General features: G+C 70.4%; 13 protein-coding genes and 2 pseudogenes. 5 read left to right on the forward strand and 10 right to left on the reverse strand.

Annotated elements, in window-relative coordinates; all coding sequences use genetic code 11:
* Positions 1–780: 780 nt before the first annotated feature.
* Positions 781–1,164 (reverse strand): hypothetical protein, encoded by a 384-nt coding sequence (locus ACGFT1_RS33840; RefSeq protein ID WP_373912809.1) that lies wholly within the window; start codon positions 1,162–1,164, stop codon positions 781–783.
* Positions 1,165–1,178: 14 nt separating this feature from the next.
* Between ACGFT1_RS33840 and ACGFT1_RS33845 the strand changes: the two are divergent.
* The 4 genes and pseudogenes from ACGFT1_RS33845 to ACGFT1_RS33860 all read left to right on the forward strand — a co-directional run.
* A pseudogene (locus ACGFT1_RS33845) lies at positions 1,179–1,400 on the forward strand (HNH endonuclease); the annotation flags it as partial.
* 40 nt (positions 1,401–1,440) lie between these two features.
* A pseudogene (locus ACGFT1_RS33850) lies at positions 1,441–1,599 on the forward strand (cold-shock protein); the annotation flags it as partial.
* A 443-nt stretch (positions 1,600–2,042) separates the two neighbouring features.
* Positions 2,043–2,186 carry a hypothetical protein gene (locus ACGFT1_RS33855; RefSeq protein WP_373912810.1) on the forward strand — a complete coding sequence of 48 codons (144 nt, stop codon included), beginning with the start codon at positions 2,043–2,045 and terminating at the stop codon, positions 2,184–2,186.
* Between the two features lie 1,036 nt (positions 2,187–3,222).
* A complete protein-coding gene (locus tag ACGFT1_RS33860; protein ID WP_373912811.1) occupies positions 3,223–3,759 on the forward strand; it encodes a hypothetical protein in 537 nt (178 codons plus the stop codon).
* Positions 3,760–4,003: 244 nt separating this feature from the next.
* Here ACGFT1_RS33860 and ACGFT1_RS33865 read toward each other — a convergent pair whose 3' ends face one another.
* From ACGFT1_RS33865 to ACGFT1_RS33880, 4 genes are all read right to left on the reverse strand, one after another.
* Positions 4,004–4,327 carry an STAS domain-containing protein gene (locus ACGFT1_RS33865; RefSeq protein WP_373912812.1) on the reverse strand — a complete coding sequence of 108 codons (324 nt, stop codon included), beginning with the start codon at positions 4,325–4,327 and terminating at the stop codon, positions 4,004–4,006.
* Positions 4,328–4,779: 452 nt separating this feature from the next.
* Positions 4,780–5,178, reverse strand: a complete 399-nt coding sequence (locus ACGFT1_RS33870; RefSeq protein ID WP_309055078.1) for a hypothetical protein — start codon at positions 5,176–5,178, stop codon at positions 4,780–4,782.
* On the reverse strand, positions 5,178–5,453 hold the full coding sequence (locus ACGFT1_RS33875) for a hypothetical protein (protein WP_373912813.1): 276 nt from the start codon (positions 5,451–5,453) through the stop codon (positions 5,178–5,180). The genes ACGFT1_RS33870 and ACGFT1_RS33875 overlap by 1 nt, the downstream gene beginning before the upstream one ends.
* 117 nt (positions 5,454–5,570) lie before the next feature.
* On the reverse strand, positions 5,571–5,804 hold the full coding sequence (locus ACGFT1_RS33880; protein ID WP_373912814.1) for a hypothetical protein: 234 nt from the start codon (positions 5,802–5,804) through the stop codon (positions 5,571–5,573).
* Positions 5,805–6,721: 917 nt separating this feature from the next.
* Between ACGFT1_RS33880 and ACGFT1_RS33885 the strand changes: the two genes are divergently transcribed.
* Positions 6,722–9,526, forward strand: coding sequence for a BTAD domain-containing putative transcriptional regulator (locus tag ACGFT1_RS33885; protein ID WP_373912815.1), 2,805 nt, complete (start codon positions 6,722–6,724; stop codon positions 9,524–9,526).
* Here the strand turns inward: ACGFT1_RS33885 and ACGFT1_RS33890 are convergent.
* The 5 genes from ACGFT1_RS33890 to ACGFT1_RS33910 form a co-directional block, all read right to left on the reverse strand.
* Positions 9,519–10,136, reverse strand: a complete 618-nt coding sequence (locus ACGFT1_RS33890) for a hypothetical protein (RefSeq protein WP_373912816.1) — start codon at positions 10,134–10,136, stop codon at positions 9,519–9,521. The genes ACGFT1_RS33885 and ACGFT1_RS33890 overlap by 8 nt on opposite strands.
* 293 nt (positions 10,137–10,429) lie before the next feature.
* Positions 10,430–11,623, reverse strand: coding sequence for a cytochrome P450 (locus ACGFT1_RS33895; protein ID WP_373912817.1), 1,194 nt, complete (start codon positions 11,621–11,623; stop codon positions 10,430–10,432).
* 23 nt (positions 11,624–11,646) lie between these two features.
* Positions 11,647–13,014, reverse strand: a complete 1,368-nt coding sequence (locus tag ACGFT1_RS33900; protein ID WP_373912818.1) for a hypothetical protein — start codon at positions 13,012–13,014, stop codon at positions 11,647–11,649.
* An 8-nt stretch (positions 13,015–13,022) separates the two neighbouring features.
* Entirely contained in the window at positions 13,023–14,813 is a 1,791-nt protein-coding gene (locus ACGFT1_RS33905; protein ID WP_373912819.1) for an amino acid adenylation domain-containing protein, read from the reverse strand.
* 10 nt (positions 14,814–14,823) lie between these two features.
* On the reverse strand, positions 14,824–16,176 hold the full coding sequence (locus tag ACGFT1_RS33910) for a condensation domain-containing protein (RefSeq protein WP_373912820.1): 1,353 nt from the start codon (positions 16,174–16,176) through the stop codon (positions 14,824–14,826).
* Between the last annotated feature and the right edge of the window lies 1 nt (position 16,177).

Here is a 16,177-nt window from a genome sequence, read left to right on the forward strand (position 1 = left end):
ACCATCACGTCGACGTCGGCCTGTCGCCGTTGTTGCTCCGGCGAACCAGCCGTCCTCGAACCGCGGCTCGGACCCGTGCGGGGCTGCTCTCGAAGACCCAGGTGCGGGCGCCGGCCACCGCCCCGGCCTCCAGCTTCGAGACAATGTCGTCGGTCTGCTCGTGTCCGATGCCGCCGGCGGCCGGAGCCTGAAAGACCGTGCACCGCGCGTCGGTGGCCTCGAACGCCGCACATGTCTGCCAGCAGCTGGCGTCCGGCCGTGTTTCAGCAGCACCTCGGCGTCAGCCCGTGCGCCGCCGCCCTCATGCCCGGGCGGGTAGTTGCGCCACTTCCAGCAGGCCCGCAGCACCTTCGCTTCCATCCCGTAGCGGCTCGCGATGCGGCAGATCAGCGACGAAGTCGTCTCCCCCGGCAGGGGAGCGGTCCGCAGCAGGCCCGGATGATGGATCACTCCACGACGTTCTCTTGCTAGCCGGCCCGGTGGGCCCTTTTCGCAACAGATACCCAGCTGGACCGCAAGAGCGTCGGCTGTAGGAGCGCCATCCTCTCTCGGCCCCTTCGCGTCGGCGCCCGAATCCAAAGAGCAGGGACGGGATGCAAGGCAGGACCGCAGCATGGTCGCGTTCCGTGCGCGATTCGTACGGTAAAAGTGCGCGCGCTGCCGAGATTCGCGCGGACCTCCAGACGCCGGTGATCAGGTCGTGTCATCTGCGCTGCGCAAGGTTCAGGTTCAGTGGTCGTTCGTATGTGGGTGCTCGCCCCGGTGTGGGAGCCGGCGTTGTCAGCTGGCCACGACGCCGCGTAGTTCCCGTACCGCGGGCTCGCGGTGGTGCTGGGCGGGGATCGCTTCGTACAGGTCCAGGGCGCGGCGGCGGACCAGGCCGGTGCGGTAGTCCGCGGGCAGCGTTGTCAGGGCGGCCACCGTGCGGCGGCACGCCTGCTCGGTGTCGCCGTCGTGATGGGAGCAGGCGGCAGCGTCGATGGTCAGCAGGGTGCGCGTCATGGTGCTGGTCGGCGCGGACAGCTCCAGGGCGCGCTGCTGGCTCTCGTTCGCACGGCGGGTGTCCCCGAGGGTGGTGAAGGCGTGGCTGAGGTGGACGTGGTGCTTCTGCTCGCCGTACGTCAGCCACGTGTCCGACCGCTCGCCCTCGGGGAGGCGTTCCATGAGGGCGTCGGCGTCGGCAAGCGCACGCCAACGACCTCGGTGACGACCGCGCGCTGATCGCGGTCTCGGCTGCCTCGAACCGGTCCAAGGCCGACCAGGACCCCAGCACCTGGCTGCCGCCGACCGCCGGCTACCGCTGCCAGCACGTCACCGACCGGGTGGCCGACAAGACCCGCTGGCGACTGAGCATCGACACCGACGAGCACGCCACGCTCGCAGACGTGCTCGGCCGCTGACCCAACGTCCCCGTCACCGTCACGCTGGCCCGCTGACCGGGGCCCGGCCACCCCCGAAAGCGGCCCGGACCTCTTTGTGCACTTCCGGGCGATCCAGGGGAACGGTTTCAAGAGTCTCAAGGAAGGCCAGAAGGTGACCTTCGTCGCGGTGCAGGGCCAGAAGGGCATGCAGGCGGACGAGGTCATCCCGGAGGGCTGAGCCCCAGACCGGGTAAGTGCCGACCTGCTGCTGTCCCGAGCAACCGTCCGCCTGCTGCCCGGCCCACCAGGCCGTCCCGGGAGCCTCAGGCCGCGGGTGACGTTGCGGGTCCGGCTGCTTCGTGCCGCCGCCCGGCAGTGATCGCCGTGGACCTGCTCCCCGCCGCGCCGGCTTAGGCCGTACTGCGCGCGCCGGCCCGGTGCCGGGGCTGCCCGCCCCGGCGCCGCTCCTCGTCGGCGATCCACCGGCGGGTACGCGCGAGGTCCCGCTCCTGGACGCACTCCAGAAACCGGAGCTGGGCGGGAAGGCGGCCATGCGCGGCCAGCGGCCGCCTGATGGCGAGGCGTCCGACCCGGTCAGGGTCAACATGCGGCGTCGGTCGTTCGGCCGCATCCTGGATTTCGTCACCTGCTTGGCCCAAGGCATCAGCCGCGGGAGGTCCCATGCTCGTGCTCGCGTTCGCCCTCATGACGCCGGTTGTGATGATGGCGGCCCTCTTCGCCCTGGACGCGTTCGAGAACTGGCTGTTCCCGCCTCTGCCCGCCACGGGGAACACCCGCATCGCGGACGACACACACGACCCCTGAGCAGACTCCCGGGGCAGACCCGTCGGACGCAACGGGGAGTCCCGGCACCGTCCCGTGGCAAGCGATGTCGAGCCCCCACGCCAGGGTGTCCGGCAGCTCGGGGCCGGAGGCCGGGGCATGTCGGAACCGTGCTCCGGCGAGTGGGCCGGTGGGGGGCAGGTGGACCGCCTGACTTCCCGGGGCAGGACTCGCCCTCCGTCCGGCCGGAGGCACGCGGGGAGGAGGCGTGAGCAGCGCACCGATTCGTGCACCGGCTTTCCCTCTCGGGCGGCCGGAGAAGGGACCCAGCTGCGCCGGGGACGGAATCCTCACCACCGCCTACTCGCCAGCCCATGGACCTTCCCGGCCCTGCACCGCGGGCCGCTCCCGGCCCGTAGGATCCGCTGGCCGGGCTGTAACGCCCCCAGGAACAGAGCTGCCGGCGGCCGCAGCGGATACCCGGTCACAACGCTGAGGCGTCGCAAGACCTCTGCTCGCGCGAGGCCGGCCTTGTCCTCACCGTCCCGGCGTGCGCGCGGCACCACCTCGTCCGCCGGCCGCGGATGGTTCGGCACGGACGCGGCGCCCCGTGCCTGGAGGTGAGGTGTGTCCCCTCAGAGAGGACACAATGCTGAGAGATGTCGTGCTGGGTTGACAGGAATGTCACGTATGGGCGACCTCCACGTGGGAAGCCCATGCCAGGCCGGGGCGGCATGGGCCGGGACGACCTGCTCGTTGCCGCAGCCGGCCAGCTGTCTGCACAGCCTCGCGCTCGGTGCTCGTCCCCGAGCGCCCGGGCATCCGCACCCCACTCCGCTAGGTGTACGCATACCGCACGGAGATGAACGCAACGCGTTCGTTCCCGATACGGCATAGCACCCGCAGGCCTTCCAGCGCGGAGGCCGCGTCCCTGCGTCTCTCCCTGGATCCGCACCATCCTGCCTTCCGGGGCGCGCCGTTAGGCAGGCACGCCCACGACGGAGTGAATGGCAAAGCCGGAATGCCCCGCCCCCTTGGATGGCCTGTGTAAGTCCCCCTCACGTAAGGGCTCTGCGACATGTCAACTGGACTTCCGCCGATCGGCGCCGAGATCCCCTGCTCTCGCCTCGCCATCAACACCCCGCTCCGGATCAAGGACGCCCTCGTCACCGTCGACTTCCGGGGCGGCATCAAGCACCGCGTCGACGTCAATCCCGAAGACCCCAACAACTCCGTCCGCATGCGCACCATCGGACACAGGATGACCGCAGAGCTGCCGGGCGAAATGAGCGGGGGCGGCACCATCACCATCGAACAGACCGACATCGATGGCGACGCGCCCAGCCTTCTGCGTCTGGTCCAGCAGTTCCCACCCAGGTACGAGTTTCGTGAGGTTTTGAACTTCACGATGACCATCGACCAGCCCGAGGACGGGAGCGGACCGCTGGTTCTGACCGCCAAGGAGCCGATGGTCCTTATCGGGCAACTGACCCAGTACCCGCCCCGTGGCGACCTCTACAGCCTGGAGAAGCCGGTCGAGCTGGTCGACCCGGAGGACCCGACCAAGGTACTCGCCGTCATCCAGAAGTTCCCCGTCAAGGTCGGCGGCCTCTAAGCGCCTCAGCGGCCCAGCTCACCAGAACAAGGGGTTGATCCGCCCGACCTTGGCCGTCCTTCACGGCGAGGGCCAGCCGGCACCCGCCCCCGCTGCCCTCGCGCCACATCTTCGGAGCGCTCCGGGTGGGACCGCGAAGAGCTTCACTCCGATCCCGAAGCCAGCTGGCGAGGCTGCTGCGGGGGGTCAGGGTGTTGGGGGCGTCCGGTCCCAGCACCCGCACCACGATCTGAGCTTCGAGTCGTCAAGCGGCCTGTGCGGCGACGGGGGTCAGCAGTGTGTCGGTCTCGGTCAGGCGCAGCACGCTCGCGGGCTGGGTCTGCAGGCCGGTGACGAGGAGCTGGCCGCCCTCGGCCAGAAGACGGCGGCGCAGCTTTAGCAGGAGGTTCAGGCCGGTGGAGTCCATGAAGGACACCCCGGACATCTCCAGGTGCAGGGTCTTGCCGGCGAGGGGGATGACCAGCGTCGCGTCTTCTAGAGCGGGGCACGAGGCGAGGTCTATCTCCCCGGCCACGGTGACGACGGTGCGGTCGGGGTGCTGTTGCGTGGTGACGGTGAGGTCGTTCATGGTTCGCCCCTCGCTTTTCGGGGGGTCGAGCCCATCACACCCCCGGGCTGGGGGGTATCAAGCGCGTGACGTGGGGGCACGCACAGTCGAGCAAGACAAACCCGTACCACGTCCCGGCCACTCGAGGTGGCCTTCGGGGACGGTGCGGGGTCTCCTACCAAACCAGGCTGGTTGTCCGTCCAACGTCGCACAGACCGGGCATCGGCCGCCAGCGTGCCCTGGCAAAGGCTGTATCCCGGCACGATGCCGATGATGTCCAGCGGGCGAGGCAGCAGGAGAAGGACGACGCGGCAGGTACCACGGCGCGCGGGAGGCGGGCTTGGCCTGGGGTGTGTCGTCGATCGGATCAGCAGGGTGGTCAGGGGGTACAACGGCTTCACCGGGACAGTCAAGAGCGGGTGCAGCCCGAGCAACGCGACGATCGTGTCGATCTGCCGCCGCGCGGCTGGCGGTTACTGGTCGGGGTGGACGGCTTGGACGCCGGTGCCCGCGTACGCCTTGGGGGTCAGGGTGAGCAGGTACCGTCCGGCGGGGTGGGCTGCGGAGGGGCGGGCGGCGTGGATGGCGTGGACGGCGGCCCAGGAGTGCCCGAACCGCAGCAGCTCGGTGGCGGTGACCGCGGCGTCGGTGTCGAACGCCTCGATCCGGATGAACCGCAGGCCTTTGATGTAGCCGAGCAGGCCGGGCCGTTCGGCGTCGCCGGCCGTCAGAGACAGCACCGGCGCGTACAGGTCGCCGAGTCCGCCGGAGGCCTGGACGTAGAACGCGGCGACCGCCTCGTTGAACGGGTCCTTCGGGTCGTACAGCGCTCCAGCGGTCGTGTGGTCCAGGACGACCGCGATCCCCGCCACTACGCGGCCGCCCGCGGACCGTGCGCGGCGCCGCCCAGACGCTCCAGCAGGGCCTTGGCCTTCGCCTCGGCCTCCGGGCTCGGCGCGCTGCCTAGGGCGGAGGCGAGCTCGGCACGGGCCAGCTCGGCCCGCTCCGCGTACTCCGCCTGCGTCGGGGTGCCCTGCGCGAGGTCCTCCACCAGGCTGCGAATGGTGGTGCCGTGCTCGGCCGCCAGCTGGGCGAGCCGGTCCCGCGCGGCCGTGCTCACCTTGATGCTCGTCTCGTCTGCTGCCATACCCCGACTCTACTGCGCTCCTCTACCATGGGTAGAGGAAACGGGTAGTCGCGCCGGATCGGCTGCCCCGGGCAGCGGCCAGTCACCAGCCGCTGCCCGGGCCACCAACCTGTACGGCTACCGGAAGACGTTGATGACGATGCGGATGCTGGCGCCACCGAGGCCAGCGGCCACCAGGGTGTTCCCCAAGGGCTGCGAGCACGTCAGGCCGATGAAGACACCGCCGATCACGCTGGCAGCGCACAGGGCGAGCTGGGCCCAGCCCAGAGCCGACGAAGACGCCGTTGGTCGAGCGGGCTGCGGTGGCGTTGGGTCGGGTGGGCGCAGTGAGGTACTTTCGGTGGTGGTCACGGTTTATCTGCCCCTTCTCTCTCGAATGGTGCGGTCGTGGCACGGCAGGGAAGTTCTCGGTAAAAAGGCACGCGACGCCACCGAGCGCTTCCCTTTGCCGTTTCCGGCTCGCGGCTATACGCCGATCCTAGGGGACGCCGAACCATGGTAGGAGAGATGCAACGCGCTGACCTGCGTAAACGCTGATATCTGCTCGCAGGATGTGGTTATCTGTTGGCGGCGGTCTGCGATTCAATCGCAGCGCCTTTTGGGGTCGGTGCAGGTCACGCACTTTGCGGGACGTTTTGACGCACCCGACAGAAAGGGTTATCGAGCCGTTATCGACGGCTGTCGATTCCGGGCACTGCTGACGGTCGACGGCCACGCGCGGACATGTTGCCGTTTAGGCGATCGCCCGTCCGACCTGGCGACGGCCGACTTTGTCCCGGCTCCAGATGAATGCGCGCCATCGACGCGGTTCCTCGCTGCTCCATTCCTGAAACTCCATGACCGCGACGGCGCGGGAGGCTCGCCACCTGACGGTTCGACCGGATGGAAGGGGAACCTTGATGAACGCACCGCTTCCGTCCTCAACGCCGACTGGTCCGTCCGTGTGCAGGAGAGAGCGCACCGGAGAGGAGACGCGCTCCCGAGCCAGTCGAAGTACCAGCTGTGGCCGGGGTCGCTCCAAGTCACGGGTCGCACGCGACGGGACGCCATCCACAGCGTAGGCGTGACGCCTGGCTGCGTTGAGTCTGGCCGAAGCCGTCCTGGGAGGCAGAACCTCAATGCCATACTCCGTTTACTTCCCAGCAACCGTGAACTGAGAGAGTGAGCTACTGTCTCGGACATGGCCGGATGATTGCCGGCCGCACGGGGCTGTGCCATGCAGGGCGCTGTTCTCTCTTGATCGAAAACAGCAGAGACACAGGAGCCACGTGCGCATTCTGCTTCTGGGCCCGGTTGAACTCCGAACTCAGGACGGCTCGGCCGTCCACGTCGGGGGCGCCAGACGGCGGGCGGTGCTGGCGACCCTCGCGATGGAGGTCAACCGGGTGGTTCCGGTGGACCGGCTGCTGGACCTGGTCTGGGACCATGCTCCTCCGCCCACCGCCAAGGCTGTCCTGCAGGGTCACGTGGCTGGCCTGCGCGCTCTCTTCGACGACACCGTCCGACTGATCACCAAGGACCCCGGCTACGCCCTCGAAGCCGACCCCAACCGGATCGACGTCCATCTGCAGCAGCGCCTGCTGACCCGGGCCAGGTCCGCGCAGGACCACGAGGCCGTGCAACTGCTGCGTCAGGCGCTTTGCCAGTGGCGCGGCCCCGCGTTGGCCGACTGCGGCTCGACCGCGCTGCGTGAGGGGTCGGCGCGGCGGTTGGAGTCCATCCGCCTCCATGCGCTGGAGGAGCTGGCCGAACGGACGCTGAGGGCGGGCGAGGGCCATCTGGTCACCGCCGACCTCTCCGAGGCGTTGACAGTGCACCCGCTCCGGGAATCGTTGGTCCGGTTGCTGATGCTCTGTCTGCGGCAGGAGGGTCGGCAGGCCGAGGCACTCGCCGCCTACCACGCGCTGCGGACGCAGCTGTCAGACGAGGCCGGAATCGATCCGGGCCCGGAGCTTCAAGCGGCGTTCGCGCAGGTGCTGGGTGCTGCGGAGAGCCGGGGTCCTCAGGCGCAGGCGACTGTCCGCCCCGTACCGGCGGCCACGGCAGCCGCGTCGGACCGCACGCGGGTGCGGCTGCCCCGAGAGACCGGCGGGTTCATCGGCCGCGTCGGCGAACTGGCCTGGCTGGACGGCCACAGCGGACCGGAGGCGGACGGGCTGCTCCTGGTCACCGGCCCTGCCGGAGTGGGCAAGACCGCCCTCGTGATGCGCTGGGCACACCGGCACGCGACCTCGTTCCCGGATGGCCGAATCGGGGTGAACCTGCGCGGCTTCGACGAGACCGAGCCACTGCGGCCCGAGGAGGCAATGGCGAGCCTGCTGGTAGCCGTCGGGGTCCCCGAGTCGGAGGTGCCGGAGGGTCTGGAGCAGCGCGCCGGCCGGTATCACGCGGAGCTGGCCGGGCAGCGCATCCTGATCGTCCTGGAGAACGCCCGCAGCGCCGAACAGGTGCTGCCGCTGCTGCCAACCGAGCCGGGTTGCGTTGTGCTGGTGACCAGCCGTAACCGACTGTCCGAGCTGGTCGCCCTGTACGGGGCTGCGGTGCTGCCGCTGAGCACCCTCTCCGACGACGAGGCGCTCGCTGTCCTGGCCCGGATGGTGAGCCGGGAGCGCGTCGAGGCGGAACCGGAGGCCGCGCAGCAGGTCGCGGCGCTGTGTCAGGGATTGCCCCTGGCACTGCGGATCGCCGGCGCCCGGCTGGCCACTCGGCAGCACTGGTCGGTGGCGGAACTAGCCGAGGAGCTCGCCGACGAGCGCTCGCGCCTCACCGCGCTCTCCACGCCGGGAACCATCAGCATCGAGGCAGCCCTGGAGCTGACTTGCCGCTCCCTCCCCAGGCCTGCAGCCGACTTCTTCGTCCTGCTCGGGCTCCACCCCGGGGAGTGGATCGACGTCCCCGCCGCAGCTGCGCTCGGCGACATGGACGAACGCTCGGCGCGTACTGCCCTCGCGCTGCTCGACTCGGTCCACCTGGTCCACGAGGCTCGGCCGGGCCGCTACACCCGCCACGACTTGGTTCGCGTCTACACGCATCAGGCAGCTGAGCGGATCGCCGCTGATCCACGCCAGCAGGCCGTCGACCGCCTGCTCGATCACTACCGGGCGCTGGTACTCGCAGCCTGCTCCGCTGGTTCCGGGACCCCACCGGTGTTCTCTCCCAATCCTCCGGTCGCGCCGCAGTCACGCACGGCCTCCTTCGGCAGCGCGGCGGACGCCCTTTCCTGGTTTGCAAGCACCGAGCCAACTATCCGGGAACTCATCGTGGCGGGCACGAAACTTGGTCGGCATGAGCGCGTCTGCGCCCTGGCCGAGCCGCTCGGGGACCTCTACTACCGCTACGGCGGACGCGTGCGCGGGTTCGAGTCCGCGATGTCGGTCGCACTAGAGGCGGCGGCGACGGCGGGCACGACCACGCAGTGGCCCGGCCTGATCTCGGTCCACGGGGTCGCTCTGCACGTCCTCGGCCGGCTCGACGAGTCGCTGGCCAGGGCCCAGCACGCGGCCGCTCTCGCCGAGCGTGCCGGGAGCCCGTGCTTCCTGCTGCTGACGCAGAACCGGCTCGCCAACGTGCTGGTGTCACTCGGTGATCTGGAGCAGGCAGCTCGCTTGCAGCGCGCCGCGGTGCGGACGGCCCAGGGACTCGGCGAGCATCGTCTGGCCGCCCGGTCGCTCAACAATCTTGCAAATGTCCTGGTTGAGCTTGGCGATCCGGAAGGTGCCCTGATCGCTGCCCGGGAGTCTGTGGCTCTTCTTGACGGCCGGGCGGACGACCCATTCCTCATCAGTTCCTGCCAGACCGAGGCGGAAGTGCTGCACGCACTGGGACGCCATGCGGAGGCGCTTGCCCGCAGCGAAGAGGTTTTGGGCCTGGGCCGTGCGCAGGGGAACCGACGCGTTGAAGGCTACTGCGAGCAGTTCATCGGCAGGGTGCTGCATGAGCAAGGGCGTACGGCCGAGGCTCTCGTCCGCTGGCGGCGTGCCCTCGCCAACGCGATCGAGCACGGACGGCCGACGGCGACGTTGGAGTCGCTCATCGCGTCGGCCGGCGGGTGCCCTGCCGACGGCCTCAGCTGAGGTCGACGGGTGTCACTTCCAGCCAGGCGACCGCCTCCTTGGCCACCAGCGCGGTGAGCGGCGAACGGCTGGTGATCAGTGCGGCGCAGTCCACGCCGGCTGGGAGCAGGGCGCGCACCTCGTGCGCGTCCCGCACGTGGTCCAGCACCACCAACACCCGGGCCACGCGTATGAGCTCCGCGAACCGAGTGGCGCGGGCGCCAGTGCCCGGGGGCAGTTCGGCCGCTGGCACCCCGAGGGTCCGAAGGAACCCGCCCAGGGCCCGGGTAATCCCGCCGGCTGGTCGGTCGAGGTTTGCGAAGAGCTGACCGTCAGGGTAGTGGCCGGCGGACTGATGCCCCCAGCGCACCGCCAGGGCGGTCTTGCCCGCACCTGGCGGCCTGGCCAGCATCGCGACGAGCGGGTCTTTGGTCTGACCGGCGCGCAGCGCGCCGAGTACGCCGAGTTCTCTGGTAGGCCAAAAACCGGCGGCCGGCGGTGGCACTTGATGCGGCACGGTGGGGCGCCGGCGCCGTAGCGCGAGCGCCTGGCGTAGCAGCTGCACGCTGGTTGCCTCCTCGTCCGCCCGATTGGCGGCGTCGGCCAGCTCACGCAGGCGGTGCAGGTCCACCCGTGCGGGATCGCCGCGCAGGACGTAGCCGCCGACCTGAGCCCGCAATTCCCATCGCGCCCGAGCGCTACGCCAACGCGGTGATCCGGGTGCCCAGCAGCGCCGAAGCCTTGGCGGGTGGCGACCCGCGCCACAGCAGTGCGGTGAGTCGGGCGGTCGGCACGACGCGGCCGAATCAGAGGGCCAGTTCCGCCAGCAGGGTCTGCTGTCCCGGGTCGGCGAGGTCGACGGTGTGCCCGGCCTCGGTCCGCAATGCGACCGGGCCGAGCAGCCGGATCTGCACCCTGACCCCGTTAGCGTGCCGTGAGCCGGACCGGGACCCTGACGGGTCCCCGGGTGAAGTTGGAGGGGTTCCACTCGACCGTCCCCTCCAGCTCGATCGCCGCCACCCGGGTGCGCAACTCGTCGATGAACGCGGCGATCTGCATCCGGGCCAGGCGGGCGCCGACGCAGACATGGCGCCCGTGGCCGAAGCTGAGATGCCGGTTGGGGGTGCGGGCCAGGTCGAACTCCCCAGGCCGCTCGAAGACGCGCGGGTCGCGGTTGGCCGAGGACGTCCACACGGTGACCCGGTCTCCGGCGGCCAGGGTGCGGCCGTGCAGCTCCGCCTCGGCTGTGACCGTCCGCATCGCGTGCACGGCAGGCGCGACCCAGCGCAACAGCTCGTCCACTGCGGTGCCCGTGAGCGAGCCCTGGTCCTGCCGCAATGCCCGCCACTGCTGCGGGTGTTCAGCCAGGGCGACCAGGCCGCCAGCCACCGTGTAGCGGGTGGTCTCGTTGGCGCCGATCAGGATCCCGACGAGGTTCATCACCAGGTCGACGTCCGAGAATCCCTCCCCCTCGGCCTCGTCGGCTGCTGACAAGATGTCACTGATCATGTCCTGGCCCGGTGTCCGCCGCCGTTCCTCGATGATCCGGGTGAGGTAGAGGAACAGTTCGGTGTTGGCCTCCAGTCGGGTGTCCTCGTCCGGGGAGTCGATGCCCTCGGTGGTGAGCGCCCCGACCATCCGCCAGTCGCCCTTGGGCAGGCCCATATAGGCGCAGACCAGGTCGGTCGGCAGCGGTCTGGCGACCGTGCCGACGAACTCGCAGCGGCCGGCGGCCAGGGCGGTGTCCATGAGCTCGGCCATCACCGACCGGACGCGGCCCTCCAGGGTGCGCATGGCCCGGGGGGCGAACGCGGCCCCGACGAGCTTGCGGACGCGCTGGTGCGCGGGCGGGTCGCTGACCACCAGCATCCGGTCAGCGACGGCTCGGACCGCGACGGGGTCGCCACCGAGGCGCATGCCGCGGTTGGAGCTGAATAGTTCGGCGTCGGCGTAGACCTGCGAGACGTCGGCGTGCCGGGTGACCACCCAGAAGCCCGGGCCGTCCGCCTGCGGGTGCCAGTGGACCGGATCCTCCTCGCGGAGCCGGTCCAGCTCCGCGACGAAGGTGTCGTCCGCGAACCCGGCCAGATCGGTCAGTTTGTAGTGTTGAGCGCGCATGCGGCTCGTGTCCTCCACGGGTCTCAGACCGGGGGTAGTTCATGCAGCGCGGTGCCGCAGAAGGCTCCGTTCGCGCAGTTCACCACGCCGACGCCGGAGTCGACGCGAGAACCGCGGGCGAGCACGCCGGCGTAGCCGTCGGCCATCATGAAGACGCCCCAGACCACCAGCCAGGGCTGCAACTCTCCGTGCTGGTCCGGGAAGTACTCCGGCAGCGGGTGGATCCTGCGTTGTAGGACGTACGGGCCGCCCAGCGCCTCGGTGAGCCGCGCGCGCCACTCCGCTGCCGTGACGTTCTCGTCCCAGCCGAGCAGGACACCCGAGCCGCCGTGCGACACGGCCGGCTTGAGGACCAGCTCCGCCTGGTGCGCGATGCCGTACGCGAACAGGTCGGCCTGGGAGCCGTCCTCCAGCGTCACCTCGCCGTCCCTCACCATGCGCGTCCATGGCAGCAGCCGGTCCAGCGCCGCGAGTTGCTCGGCGTTGAAGAGGCTCCGGTTCGCCTCGTCGGAGAGCATGGCGAGTGCGGCCTTGCTGTTGAAGATCTCGGAGTCCATCGAGCCGAACAGCTTGACCTGTCCCGCCTCGACGGCCGCCAGGACCGGATCCATGATCGACGGTGCTTCGGGTGACTCCAGCACGTCCTCGTTGATGAAAACCCGCAGGATCACGTCGACCGCCCGCTCACCCAACCAGACCCGGCCGTCGTGGTACTCGAACTCGCCTATGTGGCACGGGTGGGCGTCGACGCCCAGGTCCCGCAGCAGCCCGGCGAACGGGGTCACGAACTCGTGGAACCCGTTCAGATAGCTGGTCGGGAAGTCGGCCACGGCGACCACGGGACAGCCCCCGGCGCCGTATCCCGTCTCGGCGTACATGGTGCGGGCCAGCGCCCGCACGGTGTCGCCGACGGCGAGCCGGTGTTCGCCGGCGAACTCGGCGAGCAGCGGGTGCTCCAGCAGCGCCCTGGCCATGACCGGGTTCTCCATGCCGCCGAGCGCGCTGCTCATGTTGCACTCCAGCAGCTTGAAGAAGCCCGAGGCGTCGACGCAGAGGTCCGCGCGGGCCATCCGGCTGACGTGGTCGCTCTGCCGGCTGCGCAGGATGGCGGAGATCTGCACCTCGGTCATGCCCGCTGCCCGCGCGAAGGCGGCGAGGTCGCCGCCGAAGAGCTGCTCGGGCAGGGAGAGCAGAGCGGTCCGGAAGTGCTCCAGGTCGGCCGTTAGCTGCTCGCGCTCCTGGTGGCCGAGGAAGAGCGGGCGGGCCAGGAAGCCCGGGGAGTCGCTGGTCAGCACCGGAAGCTCGGGCTGGCGTCCGATCAGTTCGGCGGCGCCCGGCCGCTGCTCGCGCAGCCGCTCCAGATAGCGCTCCGTCAATGTGGCTCGGTTCATGAGGAGCCTCAGCTCCGGGCTTCGGCGGTCGCGGCCCGGCGCTCGGCCACTAGGACGGCCAGGGAACGCAGGTCGGGCTGGCGCATGACCTCGGTGGCCTTCATGCGGATGCCGTAGGTGGCCTCGATCACGGCAAGCAGGCGGGCGGCGGCCAGTGAAGCGCCGCCGGAGTCGGCGAAGTTGTCCTCTGGTCCGAGGGTCGTTACGCCGAGAAGCAGCCGCGAGGTGGCGACCAGGAACTCCTCGGTCTCGGCCACCGTGCTGGGCTGTACCTGATCGGCGGCCTGCTCGGCGAGGGCGGTGCGATCGATCTTGCCATTGGCATTCAAGGGGAACTCCTTCACGAGGTGCAGGGTGGTAGGCACGGCCTGGGGGATGAGGTGCTCGCGGGCGACGCGCAGGATCTGGGCCGGCTCGGCGGACGCGTCCTCGGCGAGCTGGGCGAAGCCGATCAGGCGCAGTTCACCGCCCGCCACCGGCAGGGTGACCGCCACGGCCTGGCGGACGGCCGAGTGCCGTTCCAACGCGGCCTCCACCTCGGCCGGTTCGATCCGCGCTCCGCTGATCTTGACCTGGTTGTCGAGGCGGCCGAGGAACTCCAGCACGCCGTCGGCGGTCATCCGCACCTTGTCGCCGGTGCGGTAGACGGTTCCGGCGTGGCCGGCCGGCGCCTGGACGAAACGCTCGGCGGTGAGCGCCGCGTTGACGTAGCCGAGCGCCAGCCCCGCACCCCCGACGCGAAGTTCGCCAGCCTCGCCGCGCGGCAGTACGCCGCCGTCCGGGTCGGTGACGAAGACGGTGACGCGGCTCATCGGCACGCCGATCGGCACGGCTGCTTCCGCGTCGGCCGGGGCGCGCTCGACCCGGTGGGAGGTGATCACACAGGTGGCCTCGGCCGGTCCGTACATGTTGTGCACGGTCGCCGCGCAGTCGGCCGGGGGCCTGGTGCGCATCCGGTCGCCGCCCACGCTGATGTGACGCAGCGCCAGTTCGCTTGGCCATTGACGGGTGAAGGCCAGCTCGGCGAGCGGGGTCGGAAGGATGCAGCTGGTGATGCCCGCCTGCTCCCACCACTGGAACAGGTCCCCGGTCGACAACCTGGCGTCCTCCGGCGCGACGTGCAGCGCGGAGCCGGAGCAGAGGGCGGCCCAGAGCTCCTTCAGGTGTGGGTCGAAGGTGGGTCCGACCATCAGGCTCACCCGCGTCCCTGGGCCCATCTCGTGCTCCCGGCAGTACCAGCGCACCAGGTTCGCCAGGGCCGCCTCGGGCACCAGGATGACCTTGGGGGCGCCGGTCGTGCCGGAGGTGGACACGGCGTAGAACGCGTCGGATGCTCTAGGCGCGGCGATCTCCTGGACGGGCCGGGCCAGGTCGAGCCCGGTCTCCTCCAGCGGGTGCGTCCGCCAACCCTCGGGGGCGACGTCGGCTTCGCCGGTCAGCAGGCAGTCGACGGCGCCCTCCTCGGCCAGTGTGCTCAGCCGACTCGGCCCCGGCGTCGGCCCGAGCGGGAGGTAGACCGCGTCGAGCCGGGCGAGGGCGACGGCCGCGGCCACGAGCTGGGGCGAGCGGTCCAGGCAGACGCCCACCCGGTCGCCGGGCAGCACCCGGCCGGTCAGCTTCTTGGCGAGGAGGGTGGCGGCGGCATCGAGTTCCCCGTAGCTCCAGCTCACCGTGCCGTCCACGACGGCGGGGGCGTCGGGCTGCCGCGCGACCCAGTGCTCGAACCAGCCGAGCACCGAGTCGCCGGGGGCGGGCGGCACAGCCTCGGGGCCGCCGACGGCGATGGAGAGGTCGGTCATCGGGTGCTCCTCACACATGGGTGGGGGCCGACAGTCCGGACAGGGACGTGGCCGGGTCGACCAGGTAGGCGTGCAGCATCGCCAGGAACTCGGACTGGAACGCGGCGATCTCGTCGGCGTCGAACATGTCGCTGGCGTAGTCCCAGACGAGGATCATGCCGCCGGGCTCGGTGCGCGGGTTGACCGTGCGCCGGGAGTCCGGGATCAGCACGAGGTCCAGGTCGAACCGGGAGGTGCCGGTGTTGTAGCCCTCGTGGATGGAGACGTCGAGGCCCACGCCGTCGATCTCCGGGAGGGGTGCGTCGTGGGCGCTGAACATGACCCGGAACATCGGGTTGTCCAGGCCGGCGGCCGAGTGCAGGCCGAGCGCGCGGGCCAGGTCCTGGATCGGGATGCTCTGGTGCGGCAGGGCCCGCAACAGCGTCTCGGTGACCTCGTCGACGGCGTCGAGCGCACTCCCCTGCTCGGGCAGGGCCAGTCGCAGCGGAACGGTGTTGACGAACATGCCGACCGTCTCGTCGAAGCCCAGAGGCCGGTTGCCGACCGCGCTGCCGATCACCAACTCGTGCTGCCCGCACCGGCGGCGCAGGAACTCGGCGAAGAGGGTGAGCAGAATCGAGTACGGGGTGTGCCCGTCCCGACGGGCGACGGCGCGCAGCGGTTCGGCGACCTCCGGCGGCAGGAACTGCCGCAGCTGCTCGCCGTGCGGCACCTCGCGGACCCGACCGGGGTCCACCCGGCCGCGCAGCGGGACGTGCAGGTCCGCGCCGTCCAGGGTGCGGCGCCAGAACTCCAGCGATTCGCGCTGGTGGTCGGGCTGGGCGGCCTCGGCGACGGACTGCTCGACGTGGTCGCGGTAGGAGCGGGGGGTCGGCAGCTCGGCGGGGATGCCGGTGGTCAGACCGCGGTAGAGGGTGAACAGGTCACGGGCGATCAGACTGAAGGACTTGCCGTCGTGCACCAGGTGGTGCTCGGTGTGCAGGAGCCGGTGGTGGTTCTCGCCGATCTTCAGCAGGCACCAGCGGGCCATCGCCGCCCGGGTGGTCTCGAAGGGGGTGTCGTGCTGCTCACGCCAGATCTGCTCGAAGACCGTGTCCGGGTCGTCCTCGACGGTCAGATCGACGGTGCGGAAATGGAAGTCGTAGCTCTCCGCGACGCGCTGTTTGGGCGGGAACTCGTCCGGAACCAGCTCAAGACGCAGGCCCTCGTGCCGGTCCAGCACGCCGCGCAGGCTCTGCCGGAGAGCCTCCTCGTCCAGTGGACCGCGCAGTTCCAGGGAGGAGGTGTAGTTGTAGGCGCGGCTGTCGGGGAAGAGCTCCTCGTGCAGCCACACGATCTCCTGGGATCGGGACAGGTCGAACATG

The sequence above is a fragment of the Streptomyces sp. Y20 genome, from assembly GCF_043195475.1.
Lineage (GTDB): Bacteria > Actinomycetota > Actinomycetes > Streptomycetales > Streptomycetaceae > Streptomyces.

Coding starts and splice junctions, on each gene's coding strand:
- ACGFT1_RS33855 (WP_373912810.1), top strand. CDS start 2,043: ATGCTCGTGCTCGCGTTCGCCCTCATGACGCCGGTTGTGATGATGGCG.
- ACGFT1_RS33840 (WP_373912809.1), bottom strand. CDS start 1,164: ATGGAACGCCTCCCCGAGGGCGAGCGGTCGGACACGTGGCTGACGTAC.
- ACGFT1_RS33895 (WP_373912817.1), bottom strand. CDS start 11,623: ATGCGCGCTCAACACTACAAACTGACCGATCTGGCCGGGTTCGCGGAC.
- ACGFT1_RS33910 (WP_373912820.1), bottom strand. CDS start 16,176: ATGTTCGACCTGTCCCGATCCCAGGAGATCGTGTGGCTGCACGAGGAG.
- ACGFT1_RS33905 (WP_373912819.1), bottom strand. CDS start 14,813: ATGACCGACCTCTCCATCGCCGTCGGCGGCCCCGAGGCTGTGCCGCCC.
- ACGFT1_RS33900 (WP_373912818.1), bottom strand. CDS start 13,014: ATGAACCGAGCCACATTGACGGAGCGCTATCTGGAGCGGCTGCGCGAG.
- ACGFT1_RS33860 (WP_373912811.1), top strand. CDS start 3,223: ATGTCAACTGGACTTCCGCCGATCGGCGCCGAGATCCCCTGCTCTCGC.
- ACGFT1_RS33865 (WP_373912812.1), bottom strand. CDS start 4,327: ATGAACGACCTCACCGTCACCACGCAACAGCACCCCGACCGCACCGTC.
- ACGFT1_RS33875 (WP_373912813.1), bottom strand. CDS start 5,453: ATGGCAGCAGACGAGACGAGCATCAAGGTGAGCACGGCCGCGCGGGAC.